This window comes from Streptomyces sp. SCSIO ZS0520 (genome assembly GCF_025643355.1).
Lineage (GTDB): Bacteria > Actinomycetota > Actinomycetes > Streptomycetales > Streptomycetaceae > Streptomyces > Streptomyces physcomitrii.
In genome coordinates, this window is the sequence record NZ_CP092644.1 from 4444228 (window position 1) to 4468367 (window position 24140).

Sequence of the window (24140 nt, forward strand, 5' to 3'; positions counted from 1 at the left end):
CCCGCATGGCATGGTGGCGGAGGACGAAGAAGGCAGGGGCGGGCCGGGGCGGCGGGCGCGGATCGGCGCCGGTGGGCCTCTCGGTCTTCGACCGGACGGCGGGGGACGGTGCGCCCGCCCGCCCCGGACTCCGGCTCGGCGCACGGCAGTTGCCGCCGATCACCATCCCGAGCCTCACCGACCGGGTGGCCGCGCAGACCCGCGCCAGCCACCCCGCGGGGACCGGCCCTGTGCAGGCCGTGGTCCCGCACAACGTCTGCGTCGAGGACGGCTCGGTCACCTTCATGGGGCTCGGCGGGCGGGCCGCGATCGTGGTCGGCCTGACCCCGCGGCTCCGCCCCGACCTCTACGGTCTCGGCGAGGCGGTCCAGGACGAGGGCGCCCTGCTGCACCTGGACGCGCACCCCGGCTTCCTGCGCGCCTCGCTGCTGCTCCCGGACACCGAGGTCGACCTGGACACCGGGCTCCGGCTCGACCAGGGCGACATCCAGGAGTTCCTGCACGCCGCCTACGCGAGCGAGACCGTCGAACTCCACATCCAGCACACCACCCACGACCGCCTGCTGCCCTACGTCTGCTCCGCACCGGGCCTGCGCCGGGCCGTGGACGCCGGTTTCGCACAGTTCACCCAGCCGCCCCCGGACGACCTCGCCGCCGCGGTCGCCGCCGTCAACGGCACCCTCAACCCGGCGGTACGCGTCCCCCTGCACGTCACCGGCAAGGCCGCGCTCGCGGTCGTCTTCGACGTGGAGGTCTGAGCCGGGGCCGGGGTTCAGGACCGGGGGCCTGAGCCCCCGGTGCCCGGCGGCGGTGCCGGTCCCCGGCCGGTGCGGCGGCTGTCCGGTCCGGGGCGCGGTGGCTCAGCGCGGGTGCCGGTCCTGGGCGGCGCGGTGGTGCGCCGGGTGCCAGCCGGGGGCCGCGTGGTGGACGGGCGGCGCGGGGCGGGCGGCCGCGGGGTCGCCGTACGGGGGAGGGGCTCCGTAGGGGGACGGGGTTCCGTGCGGAGGCGGGGTTCCGTACGGGGGCGGTGTTCCGTGCGGAGGCGGGGTCCCGTACGCGGGCGGGGTCCCGTACGAAGGCGGTGTTCCGTACGGGGACGGGTGCGGGCCGGGGCTGCCGCCGGGCGGTTGAAGGCCGGGGCCCGGGCGCGGTCGGCCGTGGGGCCAGGGCGGGGGCGGGGCCGTCCGGCGGTGCGGCCAGGGGCGGGGGGCGGTGAGGCGGGCCGCGTAGGCGAGGGCGGGGGCGGCGACGGTGCGGTGGCGCCAGAGGGCGTCCAGGAGTTCGCGTTCGCGGCGGGGGAAGTCGGCGCCCGCCCGGCCGCGGCGGCCCCGGCGCCGGAGCACGGCGAGCGAGGTGGCGCAGCGGGCGTAGTCCAGGACCTCGCGGGCGGCGGGCCGGTCCAGGGCGTGCGCCGCGTACTCCCTGGCCAGGGTGCGCCCGCGCATCGAGCCGAGCACGGAGGGCTCGGGCGCGGTGAGCCAGCCCGCGGCGGCGTAGGCGGGCAGCTCCTCGCGCACGGTGCGCAGTTCGCGCTGGCGCAGCCAGACGGCGAGCCAGGTCAGCAGCGCGAAGGCGGGCAGCATGACGGTCGCGTAGACGAGGAAGAAGCCGTAGCGGCCGAGCGCGGCGGAGCCGTTCCAGCAGGCGTGCATGCCCATCGCGAGCAGCAGGCCGGTGAGCGGGAGCAGGACCCGGCGCACCCGCTGGTGCTCCGCGCTCAGCGCCGCGATGCCGAAGCCGATGCCGGTCAGCACCGTGAACAGCGGGTGCGCGAAGGGCGACATGACGATACGGACGAAGAAGGTCGCGGCGGTGACCGAGGTGAGCCCGGTGCTGCCGCTGAGCCGGTCGGTGCCGAAGGCGTTGCCGAGGTAGAGGATGTTCTCGGTGAAGGCGAAGCCCGAGGCGGTGAGCCCGGCGATCACCACCCCGTCCACGATCCCGGTGAAGTGCCGTCTGCGGAGCAGGAAGACGAGCAGCACCGAGGCCGCCTTCGCCGACTCCTCGACCACCGGCGCTATCACCAGGGCGCCGAGGGTGTCCGCGCTGTGCGGGCTGGCGGTGGTGGTCGCTATCCACCGGGTCGCGAAGGAGTTGGCGAGGATCGCGATGAGCGCCGCCGCGCAGGCACCCCAGGCGAAGGCGAAGACCAGGTCGCGCCAGGGCCCCGGCTCCACCCGGTCCAGCCACCGGAAGGCGGCGAAGAGCAGCGGCACCGGCGTCACCGCGAGCCCGAGGCCGACCAGGAAGCCCTGGGTGCCGGTCTGCTCGTGCACCAGGGCCAGGATGACCAGCCCCGAGAGCCCGAGCAGCGCCGCCGCCCCGCCGAGCCGCACCGGCCGCCGCTGCCACCAGCGCGCGTGCCGCACCGGCCCCGGGGGTTCGGCAGGCGGCGGGCCCGGCTGCGCGGAAGGCGCCGGGCCCGCCGGCTCGGGGTGCGGAAAACGGAAGGCCACCCTTCGACACTAACGACCCCTCAGCCCGGGGCGCGACGGTGCACGGGTGCGCGCGGGCGCGGGGAGCGCGGGGCCGGCCGCCCTCAGCCCGCCTCGGGGGCCGGGACGAGCCCGGCCTCGACCAGGCCCGCGAGCACCGCGTCCCCCAGCGTCCGCACCGCCGACAGCGGGCGCACCATCACCGTGAACTCCTTGATCAGGCCCGCCTCGTCGACATGCAGCAGATCGATGCCGTGGATCTCCTTGCCGCGCACGGTGGTCCGGAAGGGCAGCACCACCGCGGGGGCCTCGGTGCCCTCCGCGCTGGTCTCGGCGGCGCCCTCGAAGCCGCCCAGGTAGCGGAAGTCCTCGAAGAGCCGCAGCAGCACCCCGAAGAGGCCGACCACCAGCGGCTTGCCCTCGAAGGGGGTGAACTTCACCGGGCTGTAGAAGCGGATGTCCTCGGTGAACAGCGCCTCGATCGCCGCCAGGTCCCGCGTCTCCACGGCCTCGCGGAAGCGGGCGGCGGTGGCCTGGGCGGGGGTGACGGGGGCGGAGTCGGCGGCGAGGTCGTGGGTCGGCTGCGGGGTCATCGGGCCTCCTGGGGGCGACCGGGGCCGTACGCGGTTCTCCGCGTACCGCGCCGCCGGGTCATGGGCGGGAAGGGCGTGAGGGGGCAGTGCGTGAGGGGATCGGGGTGGGAAGGGATCGGGGCGTGAGGGCGCGGGGTGTGCGTGGAGGAGGCTGTAGTCGTCAATGCGACTAGTCTCTTTGTTGAGTATCCGCGTCCTGGGTATCACGGCAGCCGGGGGTCGGGGAAGACGGCGAGGAGGGGGCGGCCCGAAGTCACAGGCGCCGGGCGGTCCTCGGTCGAAGGTCGGGGCAGGTGACCGGTGGCCGGGTGTGCCGGGTCCAGGTGCCGCCGTACGGGTTCAGGTGCGGCCGTAGCGGATGGTGTGGTCGGCGAACTCCAGGGCCATCTCCTGGGTGACCGTGGGCCGGGTGCGGCTGATCGTCTGGAGGTACTCCTCGGTGCCGGGCTGGGTCCTCGCCCCGGTGTCCAGGGTGTGCTCGAAGACGGACTGGGCGACCGTGCGCGCGGCCTGCTTGATGTCGGCCGGGGTGAAGCCCTCGCTGGCCCGGGCGAGCACCTCGGTGTCGGCCTCGGTCCCGGTCCTGGCGAGATACCCGGCCCACAGCGCCTTGCGGGCGTGCCGGTCGGGCGGCCCGACGGGCAGCACGTAGTCGAACCGCCCGTGCCGCAGAAAGGCCGGGTCCAGGGCGGCGACCGTGTTGGTGGCGCAGATCAGCAGCCTGCCGTCGCGGTCGCGGAAGCGCACGATCGACTTGAGGAGCTCGTTGACCACGCCCACCGAGGCGGGGTCGGCGAGATTGCGGGCCGCGGCGACCTCCTCCACCTCGTCGATGAAGACCAGTACGTGGTCGAGCTGGGCGACCTCCTCGAAACGGCGGCTCAGCCCGTTGGCGATCCCCTCCTCCAGGGCGATCCGGGACGGGAAGAACTCCACGAAGGGCCAGCCGAGCCGACTGGCCACCGCCTTGGCGAAGGTGCTCTTGCCGGTGCCCGGCGGCCCGAACAGGACCACCGCCTGCGGCGGTTCGACGCCGTGCTCCTCGGCCAGCTCGGGATGGGCCAGCGGCAGCACCAGACGGCGATCGATCAGCTGCTTCTCGTCCGCCATCCCGGTCAGCTTCTCCCAGAGGCCGCCCTCGGGGACCATCGCCCCGAGCGAGGAGAGCAGCGCCGAGTCCTGCGCCGTCACCGGCTGCACCTTCTCGAAGTACGTCAGCCCCCGGTGCGGCCGGAAGCCCGAGTTGCCGAGCGCCGTCGCGCCGGTCTCCTCCTCGGGCAGCACCGCGGCGAGGATCTTGGCCCCGGCGCCGTGCAGCCGGTGCTCCAGGGCGGCGAGCAGGGCGCTGCCGAGGCCCAGGTGGCGCCAGGAGGGGTGCAGGGAGATCCGCAGCACCCAGGCCCGGTCGCCGTCGACCCGGGCCACCGCCGCGCCCACCAGATGCCCGTCGGCCACCGCCACGACGCTCGGATGCTGCGCCTGCAGCGCGGCGACGACCTCGGACAGCCGGAACATCGCCGACCGGTCGGTGGTCGTGCTCTCACCGTCCAGCCGCACCACCGCTTCGAGATCGTCCGGGGTGAAGTCCCGGACATGCCATACGGCCATGGTCGGTCCCGGGGGAGGGCGGTCTCGGGAGTCTCCGCGGGGCGTCCGGAACGTCTTGGATGTTCGAAGCGTCCGAAACGCTGTGACGTCCGAAACGCCCTGACGTCCGGAACACCGTGGCGTCCGTCAGAGGTCTCCGAGGCGGACTTCCATCATGGGGCAGACCGAGGCGCGCTGCCTGCGGAGGCGGGCCCGCCGCCCCGGCACCTCACCGCTCCACCCGGCGGAAGAGCAGGTCGTGGACGCGGTGGCCCTTGTCCAGGCCCTGGCCCTCGAAGCGGGTCAGGGGGCGGAAGGCGGGGCGCGGGGCGTAGCCGCCGTCCGGCGCGGTGTTGGCGTAGTCGGGGTGGGCGGTGAGCACCTCCAGCATCTGCTCCGCGTAGGGCTCCCAGTCGGTGGCGCAGTGCAGCAGGGCGCCCGGCTTCAGGACGCCCGCGGCCAGGCTGAGGAACTCCGGCTGGATCAGGCGCCGCTTGTGGTGGCGCTTCTTGGGCCAGGGGTCGGGGAAGTAGACCCGCAGTCCGTCGAGCGAGGCGGGCGGCAGCATCGCGCGCAGCAGGATGATCGCGTCGCCGTTCGCGACCCGGAGGTTGCGCAGCCCGGCCCGCTCGGCGAGACCGAGGAGGTTCCCCTGGCCCGGGGTGTGCACATCGACCGCGAGGATCCCGGTGTCCGGGTCGGCGGCGGCCATCTGCGCGGTGGCCTCGCCCATGCCGAAGCCGATCTCCAGGACGACGGGCCGCCCATCGAACATCGCCGCCGGATCGAGCGTCCGCTGCCCGTCGATGTCGAAGCCCCACAGCGGCCAGAGCCGCCGCAACGCGTCCGCCTGCCCGGGGGTGACCCGGCTGCGCCGCGGCTGGAAGCTGCGGATCCGCCGCTCGAAGTGCGATCCCGCCGGATCCGGCGCGGGCCCCTCGGGAAACTTCCGCGTACGGGGCGGGCGGCGCCTATCGGTCTCGGTCTCGGTGGCGGTCTCGGTGGTGGTGGCGGCGGGGGCGCCGGAGTCGGCCTCGGCAGTGGCCGCGGCGGTGGCCGTCGGTCCGGCCTGGCTCGGCTGCTCGGCTTGCTCGGGCCGATCGAGCTGCTCAGCTCGGATCGCCTGCTCGGGCTGTCCGGTCTGCTCGACGTGCTCGGCCTGCTCGGCCTGGCTCGGCCGCGCGGCAGTCTCCTCGGCGGCGGCAGCAGCGGGGGCGGCCGGGGCAGCGGTGGCAGGGGCCGGGGTGCTCGCCTGGGCAGGGGGATGCGGGGTTCTGGGGTGCTCGGACACAGTGCCTTCGATTCTACGGAGGCGGGGCGGGAGGCGGTCACGGAGGCCGGGAGGGCGGGAACGAGGGCGGTGCCGCCAGCCGTGGCCGACGTCGCGGCGGTGGTGGAGCACCCGGCCGGGAGCGCGCTCGGCCGCCCGGACTCACTCCCCGTTCAGCGCCGCGAGGGCGCGGCGGGCCACCTCACGGCCGATGGGCAGTGAGGCGGTGGCCGCGGGGGAGGGCGCGTTGAGTACGTGCACTGTGCGGGGGGCCTCGCGGATCAGGAAGTCGTCGACCAGGGTGCCGTCGCGCAGTACCGCCTGGGCCCGTACCCCGGCCGGGGTGGGCAGCAGGTCCTGGTCGGTCAGCGCGGGCAGCAGGCGGCGGGCGGCGCGGGTGAAGGCGCCCTTGGAGGCGGAGCGGTGCAGTTCGCCCGCGCCGTAGCGCCAGTGGCGGCGGGCGATGTGCCAGGAGCCGGGCCAGCTCAGGGTGGCGGCCAGCTCGCGCGGGGAGACGGTGGTCCAGTCGTACCCCTCGCGGGCCAGGGCGGGGACCGCGTTCGGGCCGAGGTGGACGCCGCCGTCGATACCGCGGGTGAGGTGGACGCCGAGGAAGGGGAAGGCCGGGTCCGGCACCGGATAGACGAGCCCTCTGACCAGGTCCGGGCGGGCCAGCTCGTAGTACTCGCCGCGGAAGGGCACGATCCGCATGTCCGGCTCGTCGCCCGCGAGCAGGGCCACCTCGTCGCAGTACAACCCCGCGCAGTTCACCAGGACCCTGCCGCGCACCACCTCCCCGCCCGCCGCGCGCACCGCGACCCCCAGGCCCGGGCGGCGGTCGATCCGGGTGACCCGGGCCCCGTACCGGATCTCCGCGCCGGAGGCCTCGGCGAGCTGCCGGGTGACCGCGGTGAAGTCGCAGATGCCGGTGGTGGCGACATGGATGGCGGCGAGGCCGTTGACCTCCGGTTCGTAGGCGGAGATCTGGGCGGGGCCCAGTTCCCGTACCGAGAGGCCGTTCTCCCGGCCGCGCTGGGCGAGGGCGTGCAGCCGGGGCAGCTCCTCGCGCCCGGTGGCGACGATCAGCTTGCCGGTCACCGCGTGCGGGATGTCGTACTCGGCGCAGAACTTGACCATCTCGGCGGCACCGCGGACCGCGTAGCGCGCCTTGAGCGAACCGGGGCGGTAGTAGATGCCGCTGTGGATCACGCCCGAGTTGCGCCCCGTCTGGTGGCGGGCCGGGGCCGTCTCCTTCTCCAGGACGGTGACCTGGGTGCCCGGCGCGCTCCTGCTCAGGGCGTAGGCGGTCGCCATGCCCACGATGCCGCCGCCGATGACCAGCACATCGCAGTCGTACGTCCGCGCTGTCCGCTCTGTCGGCACGTGCTCCACCTCCTGCCTTCGCACGTGCTCCCCCGCTGCTCCTGTCCTCGATAGTGCACTGCACAGCCCCGTCGACCCCCAAACCCGGATACGGCACCGGATGCGTGTCCGGTTGCCCTCGTCGTCCATGGTGTCGGGCCGCGGTGGGTGCGAAAAGGGGATATGGGGGGACTGCGGATCCCTGGGAGCGAGGATCCCCCTCGCGGATCGCGGATCGCGGATCGCGGATCGCGGATCGCAGGCCGGGGGCCGGGGGTCGGGGGCCGAGGCGTCCGAGGGCCCGCGCCGCGCGAGTGCCCGGCGCCCGCCGCGCCTCGGCCGACGGGCCTGCGCCGACGGGTCCCGGTCCGCGGTCCGCGAGCCGCCCTGTGCGGGCGCCTACGCCGGCGCCATCAGCAACGGCCGCGCCCGCTCCCGCAGTTCGACCACCCGGGGCTCGTTCCCGTACGCCTCCAGGCGGTTCAGGAGGTCCTTCACGTACTCGGTGGTGCGGGCCGAGGAGATGCGGCCCGCGACCTCGACGGCGCGGGTGCCCTGGGCGCAGGCGGCGTCGAGGTTGCCGGACTCCAGCTCGGCGACGGCCGAGACGACGAGCCGCAGCCCGTGCGAGCGCACGAACTCCTCGGTCGGCTGGGAGAGCGCCTGCTCGGTGAAGCGGCGCACCTCGCGCGGGGCCTTGAGGTCGCGGTAGCACTCGGCGGCGTCGGCGGCGAAGCGGTCGTAGGAGTAGAAGCCCAGCCAGCTCGGGTCGTTGTCGCCGTCCCGGGCGCGCTCCAGCCAGCCCTCGGCGGCGCGCAGGGCGGTGCCCGCGGCCTGCGCCCCGCCGGAACGGGCGTGGGCGCGCGCCTCGACGAGGTGGAAGAAGCTCATGGTGCGGGCGGTGGCGAGGCCCCGGTTGCGCTCCAGGGCGGCCTGCGCCAGGTCGACGCCCTCGTCGCCGAAGCCGCGGTAGGTGGCCTGGAGGGACATCGAGGCGAGGACGTACCCGCCGAGCGGGACGTCGGCGGCGGCCCGGGCCAGGCGCAGCGCCTGGATGTAGTACCGCTGGGCGGCCTCCTGCTGGCCGGTGTCGAAGGCCATCCACCCGGCGAGCCGGGTGAGTTCGGCGCTCGCCCCGAAGAGCGCCCGGCCGACCTCGTCCGAGTAGGAGCCGAGCAGCAGCGGCGCCGCCTCGACCCGCAGGCACTCGGGGACCATCGACGAACGCCAGTCCCCGCCGCCGTACTTGGAGTCCCAGCGCCGCGCGTCCTCGGCGGCCTCGCGTAATTTCTGCACGTCGCTGTGGCCGACGCGGCCCGTGCCGCTGCCCTCGGCCACCCCGGCGTCGCGCGCCACGGAGCTGTCGGCCGGCGTTATCAGCCAGCGGGAGGCAGGCGTCGCGTACGCGCTCACCGCGAACGAGCCCGCCAGGGACTGCCAGATGCCGCCGCCGGTGCGGCGCCCGACCAGGTCGAGCCGGTACAGCTCGGTCGCCGACTTGACGGCGGCGCCGACGTCCCGGGGGAAGGCGAGGCCGACCTCGGGCGCCGGATCCGCGTCGGCGAGGCCGATCTCGTGCAGTGGTACCGGCCGACCGAGCTTGTGCCCGATCGCGGCCGCGATCAGATGGGGCGCCGCTCCCTGCGGCACCATGCCCTTGGAGACCCACCGGGCCACCGAGGTCTTGTCGTAACGCAGCGTCAGACCGCGCTGGGCGCCGAGGTCGTTGACCCTGCGGGCGAGACCCGCGTTGCTGATTCCCGCGAGGGCGAGAACTGCGCCGAGCTTGTCGTTCGGTTCGCGTTGCTCCCTGGACATGCGCCACCCCTCGACACAGAACAGACGGCTGCCGCCCGGCTGGCATACTCGCGCGGCATTCGTAAACACAGCGTAGTTCGACGCATCCCAAGCGTTAAGGGGGTCCCTTCCGGATGGCGGGATTGTGGCCGGTGCTCCTCGCGCCCCGGGGTGCGTGCCCCGCCCGTGTGGCCGTGCGCCCGTGCGTGCGCTCTTCACCCCCGCGGACGCGGCGACTTACCTGGAGGACGCGTGGGTCGGCCCGCTGCACTGGGTCCAGCGGGCTGGGGGAACACCCGCCGTCCCCATCCCCGCGGGCGGCGGACCGGTCCGGGAGGCGCAGCGGTGCCTCCCGGACTGCGTGCCCGCCCTCGGGGTGCGGGGCGTGGTGCGCATCCTCGGCCATCCCGATCGAGAATGGCCGGAAATCGCCCAAGTGGGCACCCCCTCGCGGCCGTCGGGCCGCGACCCGGAAGCGCTGATTCCGTCTCTGGCAACTTCCCTTGGTGAGCGCCGGATTCCGGCGGCGGACCGGGCCCGCCTCCCTTGCGGGCCGGGCTTCTTCCTCCCGGCCGCCCCGTCCGCCGCCCGCCTCCCCCGGGGTGTGCCTTGCCGCGCGCGGGACGCCGAACGCCCGGCAGGGGCGCACTCGGGGGAGCGCCCGGGGAGCACAAAGCTGCACCGTGGGCCTTCCCGTGCGCCTCCTTCGTGGCAGCATGGTCCCGTTCGCGCAGGATTCCTCGCGGTTGGCCGTTCCGCCCGGCCGCCTCCTGGGCGTGCCGTGCAGGCGGCGCTCCCAAGACGGCGGAGGGACGGGCGAGTTCGGCGAGCGGAGCCGGACCGTCCCCCGGGCGGAACCGGCCCGGCCGCGGGCGGCGTACGATCCCGACTCCCGGCCCCGGCCTCGCGGAGACGGCACCGCCACCCGCGGAGTCCTGCCGGGCGGCCCTTGTTGTCCACAGCCTGTGGAGGCGGCGATGCGGTGGTTGGTGGGGTGGAGCAGTACCGCCGCCGGGCCCCGTGACCTCGGCTCCGCCGGAGTGACCGGCACCAACGGCGAGACCGTGCAGCCGGTCGGCGCCCACCTCCTGTGGGGCGACCCCGATCCGCTGTGGGCGGTCGGCGACTGGCGCCCCGACGAGGTCCGCGTGGTCCAGGCCGACCAGGGGACCAGGATCGCCGTCCTCGGCATCTGCGGCGCCAGCGACGAGCAGCTGCGCATCGGCCTGTTCGCCGCCCGCGGCGGCGCCCTGCGGCACCTCACCCACTGGCCCGGCAGCTACACCGCGGTCGTCCAGGTCGGCCGCCGGATCACCGTCTGCGGGGACCTCGCCGGGGCCCGCCCCGTCTTCCACACCCCCTGGCACGAGGGCACCGCCTACGCCACCGCCGCCCTCCCCCTCGCCGACCTCGTCGAGGCCAACCTCGACATCGGCCACCTCGCCGCCCTGCTCGCCGCCCCCGACGTCCCCGAGGCGCTGCACGACTCGACCCCGTACCTCGGGGTGCGCCGCGTCCCGCCCGGCCACGCCCTGATCCTGCGGGCCGGAGCGCGCGAGATCGCCGGGTACGAACCGGTGGCCTCGCTCGCCGTCGCCGCCCCGGCCCAGGACGCGGAGAGCGCGGTGCACGGCGTCCAGGAGGCCCTCGTCGAGTCGGTACGCGCCCGGCTCGCCGCCCCGCGCCATGTACCCGGCGAGGGCATCGACGCCGGTCCGGTGCCCGGCATGGGGCCCGAGGAGCGGCGCGGCCCGCGCCGGCTGCCGGTGCCGGGCATCGGCGCCGACCTCTCCGGCGGCCCCGCCTCCGCCACCCTCGCGCTGCTCGCCGCCGGGCTGCCCGGCATGCCCGGCACCGTCCTCGGCCACGGCACCGGCGCGGGCGAGCGGCTGCTCGCGGTCACCTTCAACGACCTGGTGGTGCCCGGCCGGGAGGCCGAGGTCGAGCGGGCCGGTGCGCTCGCCGCCAACCCCCGGCTGCACCATGTCGTGGTCGCCGCCGCCGAGGAGTCGCTGCCCTTCGGCGAACTCGACGGCCCCCTCACCGACGAACCGGGCCCCTCCCTGATCAGCGCCGCCCGGCACCGCAACCGGCTGGCCTCCGGCAGCGCCGACCACTTCACCGGCTACGGCGCCCGCCAGGTGCTCGACGCCCACCCGGCCCGCCTCGCCGACCTCCTGATGGACCGCAAACGCCGCCATCTGCTGCGGCCCGTCGCCGCGCTCACCAAGGCCGACGGCTCGGTCCTGGTCCCCGCCCGGGTCTACGGCGCGGCCCGGCGCCTGGCCCGCACCCCCTACCGCACCGGCATCGACGCGCTCGCCGACCGGCTGCTGCGCCGCGCCTTCACGGACCCGGCCGAGCCGCTCGGCGCCACCCTCGCCGCGCTGTCCTGGGGCCGGCCGGGACCCGCCGCGCGCTGGCTGACCGGCGAGGCCCTCGCTGAAGTATCGGTTCGCCTCCAGGGCGCCACCGCCCGCGGCGGCCCGGGCCCCGGCCAGCACCCCGGCGAGTTCCGCGCCCGCGCCGCGCTCGCCCGGCACGCCGCCGACCTCCGCGTCCTCGAACAGGCCGCCGAGATCCGCTTCCAGCGCCTGCACGCCCCCTTCCTCGACAACCAGGTGGTACGGGCCTGCCGGGCGCTCCCCGAGACCCTGCGGGTCCAGCCCGGGGCGCGCGCCGCCATCCTGCGCGCCGTTTTGGAGGGCGCCGGGGTCGCCGAACTGCCGCCGGGGTGGGGCACCCCCGGGCCCGGGTCCACGGCCGCGATGCGCACCGGGCTGCGGGTGGCCGTGGGGGACTTGCTCGACCTCTTCGACGCCCCGCTGCTCGCCCAGGCCGGACTCATCGAGGCCCGGGTGGTCCGCAAGGCCCTGCGCGCGGCGTCCCAGGGCGCCCCCCTGCCGCTGGACGGACTGGCCGACCTGGTCTCCCTCGAACTCTGGCTCGGCCGCCTCATCGCCCGCCGCGGCACCTGCTGGAGCGGCACTCCCGGCCGCCAGCGCGCCGTTCCCTCGGGGAGCGTGGTGCCGGAGCGGGGGGAGTTGGGGGCGGCTCAGGGGTGAGGGGGGTTGGGGTGGGTGCGGTGCGTGCGGTAGGTGCGGTGGGTGCGGGTGGAGGCGGGCGTGTGGGGGCGGGCGTGTGGCTGACGGGGGCGGGCGTGTGGGTGTCGGGTGCCAAGTGACGGATGACGGATGACGGGTGACAGATGACAGTCATTGATATCTGTCATCCGTCACCCGTCACTTGTCATCTGCTATCGCTGCCCGCCCCCCACCGCTTCCACCGCCAGCCGCCCGCCGCCAGCCGCCAGCCGCCCGCCCGGCACCCCGCCTCATCCCTCTCCCTTTTTGCTCTCCCCCTGCCTCTCCGCGCCATCCGGTCCCTCCCGATCGTCGGCCCCGCCCCGCCACGCGGAAAAGCCCTGCGACCTCAGCTGCCTGAGCGGTGAGAATGGGCGGGTGCGGTACGGAATCCTGGGCGTCACCGAGGTGCGCGGCGAAGACGGCGAACTGCTGCCCCTGGGCGGAGCGCGCCTGCGGGCGCTGCTCGCCGCGCTCGCGCTGCGCGCGGACCGCACCGTAGGCGCCGAGCTCCTCATCGACGAGGTCTGGGCCGACGACCCGCCGGGCGACGCCCCCGCCGCGCTCCAGGCCCTGGTCGGCCGCCTGCGCCGGGTGCTCGGCCGGGACGCCGTCCTGCTCGAACCGGGCGGCTACCGCCTCGCCGTCCCGCGCGAACACGTCGACCTGTTCGCGTTCGAACGTCTCGCAGCCGAGGGCGGTACGGCCCTGGAGCGGGACGAGGCGGGCCGGGCCGCCCAACTCCTCGGCCAGGCGCTCGCACTCTGGCGCGGGCCCGCCCTCGACGACCTGCCCGACCGCGGCGCGGGTGCACGTGCCGAAGCCCAGCGCCTGGAGGCGGTCCGCTCCCGCGCGGAGGCCGAGCTGCGCCTCGGCGGCGCCGCCGGACTCGTACCCGAACTGCGCGAGCTGACCACCGCTCATCCCTACGACGAGCAACTGCACGCCCTGCTGCTCCGTGCCCTGCGGGACGCGGGCCGCCGGGCCGACGCCCTCGCCGCGTACGAGCAGGCCCGCCGCACCCTGGACGAGGGCCTGGGCACCGAGCCCGGGCCCGAACTGCGTTCCCTGCACGCCGAGTTGCTGACGACCGCCCCGGGCGCCGCAGGACGTGGGGCCCAACAGCCGTACGGGGCCGCGAGGTCGGCGCAACCGGCTGAGTACGGGTCACCGGGGCCCGTGGCCGACCCCCGCGACGCCGCCGCTCACGACCCCGAGCCGTATCCCACCGACCCACACCCCACGGCCCCCGCCGGCGACCCCCGACCCCAAGAGCAACGCGACCTCCGACGCAAGGCCCCCGGCCCCCGAGGCGAAGAACCCCATCCACGCCCCGACGAGGGCGACGCCCGGCGCCAGGAACGCGACCCTCAACGCGACGAACGCAACCCCCGCCCTCAGCAACCCGAGCCGTACCCCGCAGAACTCCACCCCGCAGAGCTTCACCCCACTGAACTCCGCCCCGGAGAAGCCCACTTCGGCACCGATCTCTCCCGTGACGGCCACCCGCCCCGCACCTCACCGCACCCACCCCAGGCGGACGCCCCACCGCACACCCCCTCAGCCGCCCGGCAGGGAAATCTGCGCCCCCGGCTGACCTCCTTCGTCGGTCGGGAGGCCGAACTCGACGCGATACAAGACGACTTGGGGCGTTCTCGGCTGGTCACGCTGATCGGGCCCGGCGGTTCGGGCAAGACGCGGCTCGCGGAGGAGGCGGCGGCGCGCTATCCGCGGTCCTGGATCGCCGAACTCGCCCCGCTCGACCACCCCGAGGCCGTTCCCGGCGCCGTCGTGACCGCGCTCGGGCTGCGGGAGACCATGCTGCGCCGCGGCGGGGAGACGCACCCCGTGCAGGAGGACCCGCTGACCATCCTGGTCGAACACTGCGCGGGCCGGGAGCTGTTGCTCATCCTCGACAACTGCGAGCACCTCATCGCCGCCGCCGCCGAACTCTCGGAGGCGCTGCTGACCCGCTGCCCGGGCCTCACGGTGCTCGCGACCAGCCGTGAACCCCTCGGCGTACCGGGGGAGTTGGTGCGCCCGGTCGAACCGCTGCCGCCGGATCCCGCGCTGCGGCTCTTCACCGAGCGGGCCACGGCGGTACGGCCCGACTTCGACCCGGAGCGCGAGGCCGCCGCGGTCGCCGAGATCTGCCGCCGCCTCGACGGACTCCCGCTCGCCATCGAACTCGCCGCCGCCCGGCTCCGGTTGCTCACCCCGCGCCAGATCGCGGACCGCCTCGACGACCGCTTCCGGCTGCTCACCAGCGGCAGCCGTACCGTACTGCCGCGCCAGCAGACCCTGCGTGCCGTCGTCGACTGGTCCTGGGACCTGCTCGACGAGCAGGAGCGCACCGTGCTGTGCGAGGTGGCCGTCTTCGCGGGCGGCTGGGACCTCCCCGGGGCGGAGGCGGTGTGCAGCGGCCCCGCCGCCGACCTGATCGGCGCCCTGGTGGACAAGTCCCTGGTCGTCGCGGGGCCGGTGGGCTCCGGCGGCGAGGGCGGGATGCGCTACCGGCTCCTGGAGACCATCCACGAGTACGCCACCGAACGGGCCGCCGCCTACCCGGGTCTGCGCGCGGCCGCCGAGCGCCGGCACGCCGCGTACTTCCTCGCCCTCGCCCAGCGCGCCGACTCGCAGCTGCGGACCGGCGGCCAACTCCCGTGGATCCAGCGCCTGGAGAGCGAACTCGACAATATCCGGGCCGCCCTGGACCGGGCCGCGGAGGCGGGCGAGGAGGAGACGGCCTGCCGACTCGCCCTGACCATGAGCTGGTTCTGGTGGCTGCGCAACTACCGCGGCGAGGGCATCGAATGGATCTCCCTCGCCCTCGGCCTCGGCGAGCGGGACGGCCTCAGCGAGGGGGACGGCCTCGGCGAGCGGGACGGCGGCGGTGACGGAGACGGTCACGGGGACGGAGACGGCGCCCGCGACGGAGGCGGGGACCTCGGGAGCAAGGCCCCGGAGGACGCCGGAGCCCAGGGGCTCGTCCCCAGCCCGGAGGAGGAGGCGCATCCGCTCTTCTGGACGCGGATGTACCTGCGGTTGCAGCAGTTCCTGCTCATCTCCGAGACCCGGGGCACCAATGTCTTCACCGAGGAGCCCCGGCGGACCCAACTGGCAAGGCTGCGCGCCGCCTTCGACCGGCCCGTCCCGCAGGCCGCCGTCTTCCCCGGCACCATCTGGCCGTTCACGGTCTTCATGCTCGAAGGCTCCGGCGCGCTCACCGAGGCGATGGACCGCGCCCTCGCCAACTGCCGCCGCCACGGCACCGATTGGGACATCGGCGTCACCCTGATGTTCCGTACCCACCTCGCCGTCGACCGGCCCGGCGGCATGCGGGAGATCGACGCGAACCTGGCCGAACTGCGCGAGCTGGGCCCGCGCGTGGGCGACCGCTGGATGCGGGCCCAGGTGTGCAGCGCGGCGGGCGAGACGGCGATGGCGCGCGGCCACCTCGACGAGGCCGCGCACGAGTACCAGGAGGCGCTGCGGCACGCCAGCGAGGTGGGGGCGCACGCGGAGTCGCCCTTCCTGCGCGCCCGGCTCGCGGAGACCGCCTTCCGGGGCGGGGACCGCGCGAGCGCCCTGGAGATCCTGAAGGAGGCCAGCGACGAGTCCGAGCGCTACGCCGTCCCGGACGCCCGCGCCTTCGTCCGCTTCCTGCACGCGGTCATCGCCCTCAGCGACGGCAACCTCGCCCTGGCCAGGGAACAGGCCGAGGCGGCGGGGGTGGAATCGGCGCGCAGTTCACCGCCGCCGCAGTTCCACGCGGCGATGCAGGGGCTGGAGGCCAGGCTGGTGGCCGCGGAGTCCGGTGCCGGGGCGGGGCTGCCGCTGCTCGTCGAGGCGCTGCGGTACGCCTTGGCCTCGAACTGCGCCGACCTGGTGGTGGCGAGCCTGCTCGACAGCGGCGCCTGGCTCCTCGGCGAACTCGGCGAGCACGCCCGGGCCGCCCGGCTCCAAGGCGCCGGCGGACAGCGCCGGGGCGTCCCCCGCACCGAACCCGAACTCGGCGAGGCCCGGCACGTCCGCGAACACGGCGAGGCCGCCCTCGGAGTCGAGGGCTTCGTCCGCGAACTCAGCAGGGGCTTCACCCTCACCGAGGACGCCTTCCTCGCCGAACTCACCGCCGTCACCGGCACCTAACCACCACCTGCCGCACCCGAACAGACCGACGAACACCCGGACCCGAATCCCGCACCCCCGTGCAGCAGTTCGGAGCCGGGAGCCGGGAGCCGGGAGCCGGGAGCCGGGAGCCGGGAGCCGGGAGCCGGGAGCCGGGAGCCGGGAGCCGACGGTCAGTCCTTCGCAGTCAGCACTCCGCACTCAGCATTCAGCGCTCAGCAGTCCGCAGTCGGCGGGTCTGAACCCTGCCCCGCCGCCCGGCCAACCCTGGAACGCCAAGTGGCGCCCGCGGCCGACCAGTTCAGCCCCCCCGGGCCGGAGCCGTGAACCAGCATCAAAGCCAGCCGTGGACCAGCAGTCCTCAGCAACTCATCCGTGAGGACGCCCAGTCCGCCGAGACCAGCGCGTCCACGGGTGCGTTCGGCTCGACGACCAGGCGGAGGGTGTCCACGCCGGTGAGGTTCACGTGTACCGGGCGGGCCGGGTCCTTGCCGCTCACCAGCGGGGAGCGGTAGAGCTGCGCCCCGTCCCCGTAGACCGTGAAGCGGACCTTGCCGAAGCCGAGGGAGAGGTCGTCGATGCCGACCAGGGCGTCGTAGGCGGAGCAGTCGCGGTTCAGATCGATGGTGACCGAGGAACTGCCGCTCACGGTCACGCCCTTCTGGTAGCGGGTGCCGTCGATGGAGACGCTGTCGCGCTGCCAGACCGGACTGCTGCCGAGGCGCATCTCCGGCTCGGTGCCGTCGCCGAAGAGCCCGTACGAGAGCTCGCTCCACTGGTAGACCGCGGGCGGGGGCGGCGGTGTCGGGCTCTCGGGCGGCGGCTCGGTGGGCGTGGGCTCGGTGGGGTCCGGGGTGGTCGGGGTCGGCTCGGGGGAGGGCGTGTCCTTCTCGTCCTGCGGCGCGGGCTCCGGCTTCTCGGCGGGCGGGGCCTTCGGCGGCGCGGGCTCGGCCTTGTCCGCGGGCGGGGCGGGCTTGTCCTCGGCGGCGGGCGGCGGGTCCTCGGGCGCCGCGGGCTGCGAGGCCGGGGGCTTCGCGACGGGCTTCTTGGCGGGCTCGGAACCGTCGCCGCCCGCCAGCGCGAGGGCGACCACGGCGACCGCCACGGCCACCAGACCGGCCGCTGCGCCCGCCTTCACAGGGGCGCCGAGGCCTTCGGAGGCCGCGCCGCCGGAGGCGCCCGAGGCACCGGATCCGCCCGCGCTGCCCGCCGCCGCGCCCGCCGCTCCGGCGGCACCGGCACCCGCCGTGCCGCCCGCGAACAGCGCCGCGGCCTTCGCGTACCCGGCGGCGCCGAACCAGCCGATGACCGCGACCGGGACGACCGCGGGGATGCTGCCCGCGACTTCCTGGATCTGGCCCGCGGCGAGGCGGCACTTGGCGCACTCCTCCAGGTGCTTGCGCAGCCCGCGTTCGGCCCGGCTGCGCAGTCCGCCACGCGCGTAGGCGCCGAGCCGGTCGGCGTAGCGCGCGCACTCGCCGTCGGTGGTCAGGGTCGCGCTGACATGGGCCTGGAGGTAGGCCTGCTTGAGCCCCTCGCGGGCCCGGCTGGCGAGGACCCGGGTACCGTTGGCGTCGAGGCCGAAGAGGGTGGCGACCTTGCTCGGCGCCTCGTCCTCGACCTCGGTGTGCCAGAGCACGGCCTGCCACCGCTCGGGCAGGCTGCGGAAGGCCTGCATGGCGAGGGTCTGCTCGGCCTCGTGCATGGCGCGGACATCGGCGCCCTGTTCGACGGTCTCGTCGTCCGGTGCCTCCGCACTGCGCGCGGCCTGCCCGGCGAACACTGCGAAGTCCTCGACCAGGTGCTCCCGCCGCGCGGACTTCGTCCAGCCCGCGGCGACCCTGCGGACCGTGGTCAGCAGATAGGCCCGGACCGCGTACTCGGGTCCGGCCCCGCCGCGTACGGCCTGGAGCATGCGGGCGAAGACCTCGGCGGTCAGATCGTCCGCGGTGTCGGCGTCCCGGCAGCAGGTACGCGCGTAGCGCCGCACCCCGTCGGCGTGCCTGCGGTACAGCTCCTCGTAGGCGGTGTCGTCGCCCTCGCGCATCCGGAGCAGCAAGTCACCGTCGCCGGGCGGAAGTTCACCCGAACCCGTGACCGCGCCCGCGCCCTCACCGCCGACCGGGTCGCGCTGCGCCGGGACGCTGAACTCCTCCGCGGCGCCGCCGGCGTCCTGCGCTCCGGTCTCCGGGCCCGTACGGTGCCCGGGCTGTCCGCCGGGACCGCCCTGTCCGGGCACCTTGCGGGCGGACAGCCCGTCGGTGCCGCCGCCCTCGTGCAGCGGTTCGTCCCGCCCGTCAACACTCATCGCGGACTGCCTCCGCCGCCCTCTGGGTCACTGCTCACCGGTCGTTTACCGGGCAAGAGTGTCACACGGACAGCGGTTGCCCCCGTGGTGCAAGGGTGCCTGCCACTCCTTGGTGGCGACTTCCCGCGAAGCCCTCCCCGGGCCGCTTTTCCCGCGGCATCCTGTGGTGATGGCTTCCGCCGCCGCCTCGGTCAGCTCCGCGAACTGCCCGCCCGTAACGGCCGAATGTCCAGAAACGCCGTAGACGCCGGAAGTTCCTGAGATCCTCGGCACTCGCCTCTTGCGCGGACCGGGAGAGCGCCCTCGGCAGCGTCGGCGTCCGGCGTCGGCTCTCCGATACGGGCGGCCTCCGGCCCGGCGGTTCTCCGACGGCCGGTCGGCTTCCGTACCGGCCGGCTCTCCGGTACCACTCAGCCTTCCGGCACCGGCCGCCCCTCGGCGACCGCCGGTGTCCACCCTCTCCTCAGACCCCTTGCCGTACTCCCCGGGCGCGCAGCCCTTCGAGCAGGATCTCCAGGACGCGGGCGGAGGCGGCGGCCTCCTGGGCCGGGTCGGGCAGTGAGGGCGCGGCGGTCGCGATGACCAGGAGGACATCGGCGACGGCCACGTCCGCGCGCAGCTCGCCCGCCTCGTGGGCGCGCTCCACCAGCCGCCCGACCACCTCCAGGAGCTCCTCGGCGCCGGTTCCGTCGTCACCCGACTCGGCGGCCTCCGTGGCGTTCGCCTCGGCGTCCGGGCCCTCGCCCGGGCCGGATATCCGTCCCACGAGCCGCAGTTCGGGCGTGACCGGCAGCTCGCCGTTGAGCCGCTGCTGCGGCACCAGCGTGTCCCCGACCACCTCCTTGGTGTCCCCGACGCTGACCTGGAGCACCTGCGGCGGCAGCAGCCGCCCGGCCCCCGAGGCCACCGAGGTGCGCAGGAAGCGGGAGAGCGCCGACCACGGCTCGTCCTCCTGCCCGAGCGCCGCGCGGGCCTGCTCGGTCAGCCGCGAGGTCTCCTCCGCGGCTATCCGCCGGACCAGTACGTCCTTGCTCGGGAAGCGGCGGTAGACCGTGCCGACGCCGACGCGTGCCCGGCGGGCCACGTCCTCCATCGGCGCCCCGTAGCCGAGTTCGCCGAACACCTCGCGTGCCGCGCGTAGAACGTGTTCGAGATTGCGCTGCGCGTCCACGCGCAGCGGGGTGGTCCGGCCGTCGGCCGGCCTGCGTCCGCGCGCGGCGACCTTCACCTCGGAAGCGACCGCAGTCGCGCCGGACCAATGAGCATCGTGAATATGCATGACCGTTCCCCCGGTTTATTGACGTCTCCCCCCGGAGACGCTCCCTGCCTTGCTGGCAGCCGGAGAGAACGAGGAACTGGCAGTCGTGGGCAGGCTTGGTGTACAGCCCGCCGAGCGCATCCCCCGACACCCCGACGGCTTACGAAGATAGTTGAGGTGCAGTCAATTCAGAAGGGGAACGTTCACCATGGTCCTCCCGCCGATCGGAACCGGCTCCGCTCCGGTGCCTCGGGTACCCGGCAGTAGCCACCCCCGCACCCACTCTGACCTGCGTTCTCCCGTACGAGCGCCTGGTTACTGTGCGGTCGCTCAGCGCTCCACTTCCCGTCACACAAATTGACGGGCCTGTGGACAAACGCGCCGCGCCGATGCCTCATGGACAGGTGAAGGCTGCATTCTCCCGGGGGACGGCCCCGGACCCGGCGCCGGGCGCGCGCATTCTGATCGTGGGCGGCGGCTACGTCGGGATGTACACCGCGCTGCGGCTCCAGCGGAACCTCAAGGCGGAGCTGGCCAGGGGCGAGGCCGAGATCGTGGTGGTCACCCCCGATCCGTACATGACCTACCAGCCCTTCCTGCCGGAGGCCGCCGCGGGACTGATCTCGCCGCGCCATGTCGTGGTGCCGCTGCGCCGCGTCCTCGGCGGGTGCCGGGTGCTGATCGGCGAGGCCGAGTCGATCGACCACGCCAAGCGCACCGCCGTGCTCAGCACCCTCGCCACCGAGGAGGAGGGCACCGGCTCCCTGGAACTGAGCTACCAGGAACTCGTGCTCGCCCCGGGCTCCGTCTCGCGCACCCTGCCCGTCCCCGGCCTCGCCGACCACGGCATCGGCTTCAAGACGGTCGAGGAGGCCATCGGCCTGCGCAACCACGTCATCGAGCAGATGGACATCGCCTCCTCCACCCGCGACCCCGCGATCCGCGACGCGGCCCTGACCTTCGTCTTCGTCGGCGGCGGCTACGCGGGCGTGGAAGCCCTCGCCGAACTCCAGGACATGGCGCACTACGCGACCCGCTACTACCACAACATCGAGCCCACCGACATGAAGTGGCTGCTCGTCGAGGCGACCGACCGGATCCTCCCCGAGGTCGGCGAGGACATGGGCCGCTACACCGTGCGCGAACTGCGCCGCCGCAATATCGACGTCCGCCTGGAGACGCGCCTCGACTCCTGCGAGGACCGCATCGCCCAACTCAGCGACGGCGCCCGCTTCCCGACCCGCACCCTGGTGTGGACGGCCGGCGTCAAACCGCACCCGGTGCTCGCCGCGAGCGACCTGCCCCTCAACGGGCGCGGACGCCTGAAGTGCACCACCCACCTGAGCATCGACGGCGCCCCGCACGCCTGGGCCGCGGGCGACGCCGCCGCGGTGCCGGACACCACGGCGAAGGAGGAGGGGGCCGTCTGCGCGCCCAACGCCCAGCACGCGGTGCGCCAGGCGAAGCTCCTCGCCGACAACCTCGCGGCCTCCCTGCACGGCCGCCCGCTCGCCGCCTACGCGCACAAGCACGCGGGCTCGGTCGCCTCGCTGGGCCTGCACAAGGGCGTGGCCCATGTCTACGGCCGAAAACTCAAGGGCTATCCGGCCTGGTTCATGCACCGCGCCTACCACTTGAGCCGGGTGCCCACCTTCAACCGCAAGGCCCGGGTCCTCGCCGAATGGACCCTTTCCGGCCTCTTCAAACGCGAGGTCGTCTCGCTCGGTTCCCTGGAGCACCCGCGCGCCGAGTTCGCCCTCGCGGCCGGCGGCGGCCGCCCGGGGCCCGGCTCCCGCCCGGCCCGAGAAGGCGGCGCCGGGGGCGGTGACAAAGACGGCGGTACGCGCGAGGGTGGAGGCACCGCGGAGGGCTCGCCCTGAATTCGCTCCGGAAGCACCCGGAAAGATCCGGAACCACCCAGAACCACCCGGAATCGCGCCATGCGCACCCGCCGGATCCGCGCCCTGCACGCCCGGCACCCGCAAGGCGCGCCCCGGCGACCACGCCGGACACGCACCCGCACACCCGGACACGCACCGCACACGCAGCACACCGCACCAGAACCCGGCACCGGAAGTCCGGCACCGGACGGCACCAGAAGTCCGGCAACGGACAAGCACCGGACAAGCAACGGAAACCCACGGGCACGACACTGGGGCGGCGCCCACCGGAACCGGGAACTCCGCCCCGTGCCCCGGGCGTCTGACGAATACCGGTCCGGTCCGCCACACTGTTCCCGCTGACCCTGGCGGCTCGCCCGCCTCCCACTCCTGACGAGGCTTCACACCGTGCAGTTCCCCAACGGGTACGACACCCGCCCCGTGCACCCCGACCCGGGCCACGCGGGACCCACCGGCCGTACGGGCAGGCCGACCACCACTCACGGCGTGCAGCCGACCACCACAACACGAGGCGTGCATCGGTGAACTTCACGCGCTGGAGCGCCCGGCTCCCCGGAACACAGCGCCGCACCGCGGCGCGCACCGCCGACAACGGCGGACTCACCCCACGGCGTACGGAGAGCCCGGTACCCGCGGCCCGCGGTGAACGCGCCGCCGCCGCAGGCTCCGTCGGCGAACTGCCCGCGCGCGAGGTGCTCGACCGCATCCCCGCGCTCGTCGCCCTGGTCCACGGCCCCGAGCACCGCCTCAGCTATCTCAACCACGCCTACGTCGACACCTTCGGCCCGCGCACCCTCGGCACCCCCGCCCGCGAGACCCTCACCGAGCTGGAGGCCTTCGGACTGCCCGCCCTGCTCGACCAGGTGCAGCGCAGCGGCAAGCCCCGCACGGTCAAGTCCCGCAGGGCGCCCGGCGGCCGCTCGTACACCCTGACCTGCACCCCCATCGACACGGGGCAGGGCGATCCGGGCACCCCCGGCAGCGGGGTGCTGATCTTCGCCGCCGATGTCACCGACCACGCCGAGGCCGCCGAACGCCTGCGCACCAGCGAGCGACGCCAGCGCGAGACCGCCGTCACCCTCCAGCGTTCCCTGCTGCCCCAGGAACTGGAGGAGCCCGACGACCTGCGCATCGCCGTCACCTACCAGCCCGGCGGCACCGAGGCCGCGGTCGGCGGCGACTGGTACGACGTCATCACCCTCGGCGGCGGCCGCACCGCCCTGGTCATCGGCGACGTCATGGGCCGCGGTGTCCGCGCCGCCGCGGTCATGGGCCAGCTGCGCACCGCCGTACGCGCCTACGCCCGGCTCGACCTCCCTCCGCACGAGGTACTCCAACTCCTGGACGGCCTCGCCACCGAGATCGACGCCAACCAGATCGCCACCTGCGCCTACGCCGTGCACGACCCCAACGAAGGCCGGCTCGTCTACAGCTCGGCGGGCCACCTGCCGATCCTCGTACGCGACGAATCGGGCACCGTCCACCGCGCCGACGAGGTCACCGGCCCGCCGCTCGGCACCGGCGGCTGGCTGCACGCCTCCGGCTCGGTCCCGCTCGCCCCGGGCTCCACCGCCGTCTTCTACACCGACGGCCTGGTCGAACGCCGCGGTGAGGACATCGACGTCGGCGTCTCGGCCCTGGAGCGCGCCCTCGCCAGTGCCACCGGCAGCCCGGCGGCCATCTGCGACCGGCTGCTGCGCGCCGCCGGGGTCACCGCCGACCACGACGACGACGTGGCGGTGCTCGTCCTCCAGCACCCCTCGCGGGCCGGAGCACGTGGCGAACTCTTCCGCAACGCCGCCCTCGACCTGCTCGGCGGCATCGAGGCCACGCCGCGCGCCCGCGCCTTCGCCTCGGGTGTCCTCGCCAGCTGGCGCTTCCCCACCGAACTGCGCGATCTCGGTGTCCTCGCCGTCAGCGAGCTGGTCGCCAACTCCCTCCAGCACGGCACACCGCCGATGCGCCTGAAGCTGCGGCGCACGGACCGCAGGCTCATCGTCGAGGTCACCGACGCCGACGAGCACCTCCCGCGCCGCCGCCGCGCCGAACCCGGCGACGAGACCGGACGCGGCATCTCGATCATCGCCACCATCGCCTCCAACTGGGGCTCCCGCCGCACCCCGGGCGGGGGCAAGTCGGTCTGGTGCGAGTTCGCCCTGCCGCAGTCGGACCCGCCCGCCGAGCGGGAGAAGCCACCGGGCCGAGGAGCCGAGAAGAAGCAGGGACACGGACAGGGGAGCAAACAGGGCTCGGACGGCGAGCGCGGAGCGGAGCGGGACACGTCCGCCTGACGCTCACCTTCGCCTGACGCTCCCACTCACCTGACGGTTATGTCCGCCTGACGCACCCACTCGCCTCGACGGTCACCTCCTCGCCTGTCGGTCACCTCGGCCTGGCGGCCCGGCCGCGGCGCGTCCT

Annotated in this window: 13 protein-coding genes; 5 read left to right on the top strand and 8 right to left on the bottom strand. The window is 74.8% G+C overall.

Annotated elements, in window-relative coordinates; genetic code table 11:
- Positions 1–5: 5 nt before the first annotated feature.
- The gene (locus MID12_RS17440; RefSeq protein WP_040251882.1) at positions 6–758 is read left to right on the top strand and encodes a hypothetical protein; all 753 of its coding nucleotides are present in this window, start codon (positions 6–8) and stop codon (positions 756–758) included.
- Between the two features lie 102 nt (positions 759–860).
- On the opposite strand, the gene MID12_RS17445 is transcribed toward MID12_RS17440, so the two are convergent.
- The 6 genes from MID12_RS17445 to MID12_RS17470 form a co-directional block, all read right to left on the bottom strand.
- Positions 861–2369 (bottom strand): PrsW family intramembrane metalloprotease, encoded by a 1509-nt coding sequence (locus MID12_RS17445; protein ID WP_263168432.1) that lies wholly within the window; start codon positions 2367–2369, stop codon positions 861–863.
- A gap of 170 nt (positions 2370–2539) precedes the next feature.
- Positions 2540–3028, bottom strand: coding sequence for a nuclear transport factor 2 family protein (locus tag MID12_RS17450; protein WP_263168434.1), 489 nt, complete (start codon positions 3026–3028; stop codon positions 2540–2542).
- 339 nt (positions 3029–3367) lie between these two features.
- Entirely contained in the window at positions 3368–4636 is a 1269-nt protein-coding gene (locus tag MID12_RS17455) for an ATP-binding protein (protein ID WP_040251885.1), read from the bottom strand.
- 208 nt (positions 4637–4844) lie between these two features.
- Positions 4845–5906, bottom strand: coding sequence for a tRNA (guanosine(46)-N7)-methyltransferase TrmB (trmB, locus tag MID12_RS17460; protein ID WP_411576967.1), 1062 nt, complete (start codon positions 5904–5906; stop codon positions 4845–4847).
- A gap of 141 nt (positions 5907–6047) precedes the next feature.
- Positions 6048–7268 (bottom strand): L-2-hydroxyglutarate oxidase, encoded by a 1221-nt coding sequence (gene lhgO, locus MID12_RS17465; protein WP_263168437.1) that lies wholly within the window; start codon positions 7266–7268, stop codon positions 6048–6050.
- Positions 7269–7646: 378 nt separating this feature from the next.
- Positions 7647–9065, bottom strand: coding sequence for a hypothetical protein (locus MID12_RS17470; RefSeq protein ID WP_040251886.1), 1419 nt, complete (start codon positions 9063–9065; stop codon positions 7647–7649).
- Positions 9066–10021: 956 nt separating this feature from the next.
- Between MID12_RS17470 and MID12_RS17475 the strand changes: the two genes are divergently transcribed.
- Together MID12_RS17475 and MID12_RS17480 are read left to right on the top strand one after the other, a co-directional pair.
- A complete protein-coding gene (locus MID12_RS17475) occupies positions 10022–12109 on the top strand; it encodes an asparagine synthase-related protein (protein ID WP_263168440.1) in 2088 nt (695 codons plus the stop codon).
- A gap of 396 nt (positions 12110–12505) precedes the next feature.
- Complete coding sequence (locus MID12_RS17480; RefSeq protein ID WP_263168443.1) at positions 12506–16276, top strand: AfsR/SARP family transcriptional regulator; 3771 nt, start codon at positions 12506–12508, stop codon at positions 16274–16276.
- 340 nt (positions 16277–16616) lie between these two features.
- Here the strand turns inward: MID12_RS17480 and MID12_RS17485 are convergent, their stop codons facing one another.
- Both MID12_RS17485 and MID12_RS17490 read right to left on the bottom strand, forming a co-directional pair.
- Complete coding sequence (locus MID12_RS17485; protein WP_263168446.1) at positions 16617–18563, bottom strand: sigma-70 family RNA polymerase sigma factor; 1947 nt, start codon at positions 18561–18563, stop codon at positions 16617–16619.
- A 463-nt stretch (positions 18564–19026) separates the two neighbouring features.
- The gene (locus MID12_RS17490) at positions 19027–19842 is read right to left on the bottom strand and encodes a TetR/AcrR family transcriptional regulator (RefSeq protein WP_263168448.1); all 816 of its coding nucleotides are present in this window, start codon (positions 19840–19842) and stop codon (positions 19027–19029) included.
- Positions 19843–20210: 368 nt separating this feature from the next.
- On the opposite strand from MID12_RS17490, the gene MID12_RS17495 reads away from it, so the two are divergent.
- Both MID12_RS17495 and MID12_RS17500 read left to right on the top strand, forming a co-directional pair.
- Positions 20211–21701, top strand: coding sequence for an NAD(P)/FAD-dependent oxidoreductase (locus tag MID12_RS17495; RefSeq protein WP_263168452.1), 1491 nt, complete (start codon positions 20211–20213; stop codon positions 21699–21701).
- Positions 21702–22243: 542 nt separating this feature from the next.
- Positions 22244–24013 (top strand): SpoIIE family protein phosphatase, encoded by a 1770-nt coding sequence (locus MID12_RS17500; protein WP_078845052.1) that lies wholly within the window; start codon positions 22244–22246, stop codon positions 24011–24013.
- The last annotated feature ends 127 nt before the right edge of the window (positions 24014–24140 follow it).

What these genes read in the sequence shown, in the direction of transcription:
- MID12_RS17440 (WP_040251882.1), top strand. Translation starts at nt 6, where the DNA reads ATGGCATGGTGGCGGAGGACGAAGAAGGCAGGGGCGGGCCGGGGCGGC.
- MID12_RS17450 (WP_263168434.1), bottom strand. Translation starts at nt 3,028, where the DNA reads ATGACCCCGCAGCCGACCCACGACCTCGCCGCCGACTCCGCCCCCGTC.
- MID12_RS17455 (WP_040251885.1), bottom strand. Translation starts at nt 4,636, where the DNA reads ATGGCCGTATGGCATGTCCGGGACTTCACCCCGGACGATCTCGAAGCG.
- MID12_RS17470 (WP_040251886.1), bottom strand. Translation starts at nt 9,065, where the DNA reads ATGTCCAGGGAGCAACGCGAACCGAACGACAAGCTCGGCGCAGTTCTC.
- MID12_RS17475 (WP_263168440.1), top strand. Translation starts at nt 10,022, where the DNA reads ATGCGGTGGTTGGTGGGGTGGAGCAGTACCGCCGCCGGGCCCCGTGAC.
- MID12_RS17485 (WP_263168446.1), bottom strand. Translation starts at nt 18,563, where the DNA reads ATGAGTGTTGACGGGCGGGACGAACCGCTGCACGAGGGCGGCGGCACC.
- MID12_RS17490 (WP_263168448.1), bottom strand. Translation starts at nt 19,842, where the DNA reads ATGCATATTCACGATGCTCATTGGTCCGGCGCGACTGCGGTCGCTTCC.
- MID12_RS17495 (WP_263168452.1), top strand. Translation starts at nt 20,211, where the DNA reads ATGCCTCATGGACAGGTGAAGGCTGCATTCTCCCGGGGGACGGCCCCG.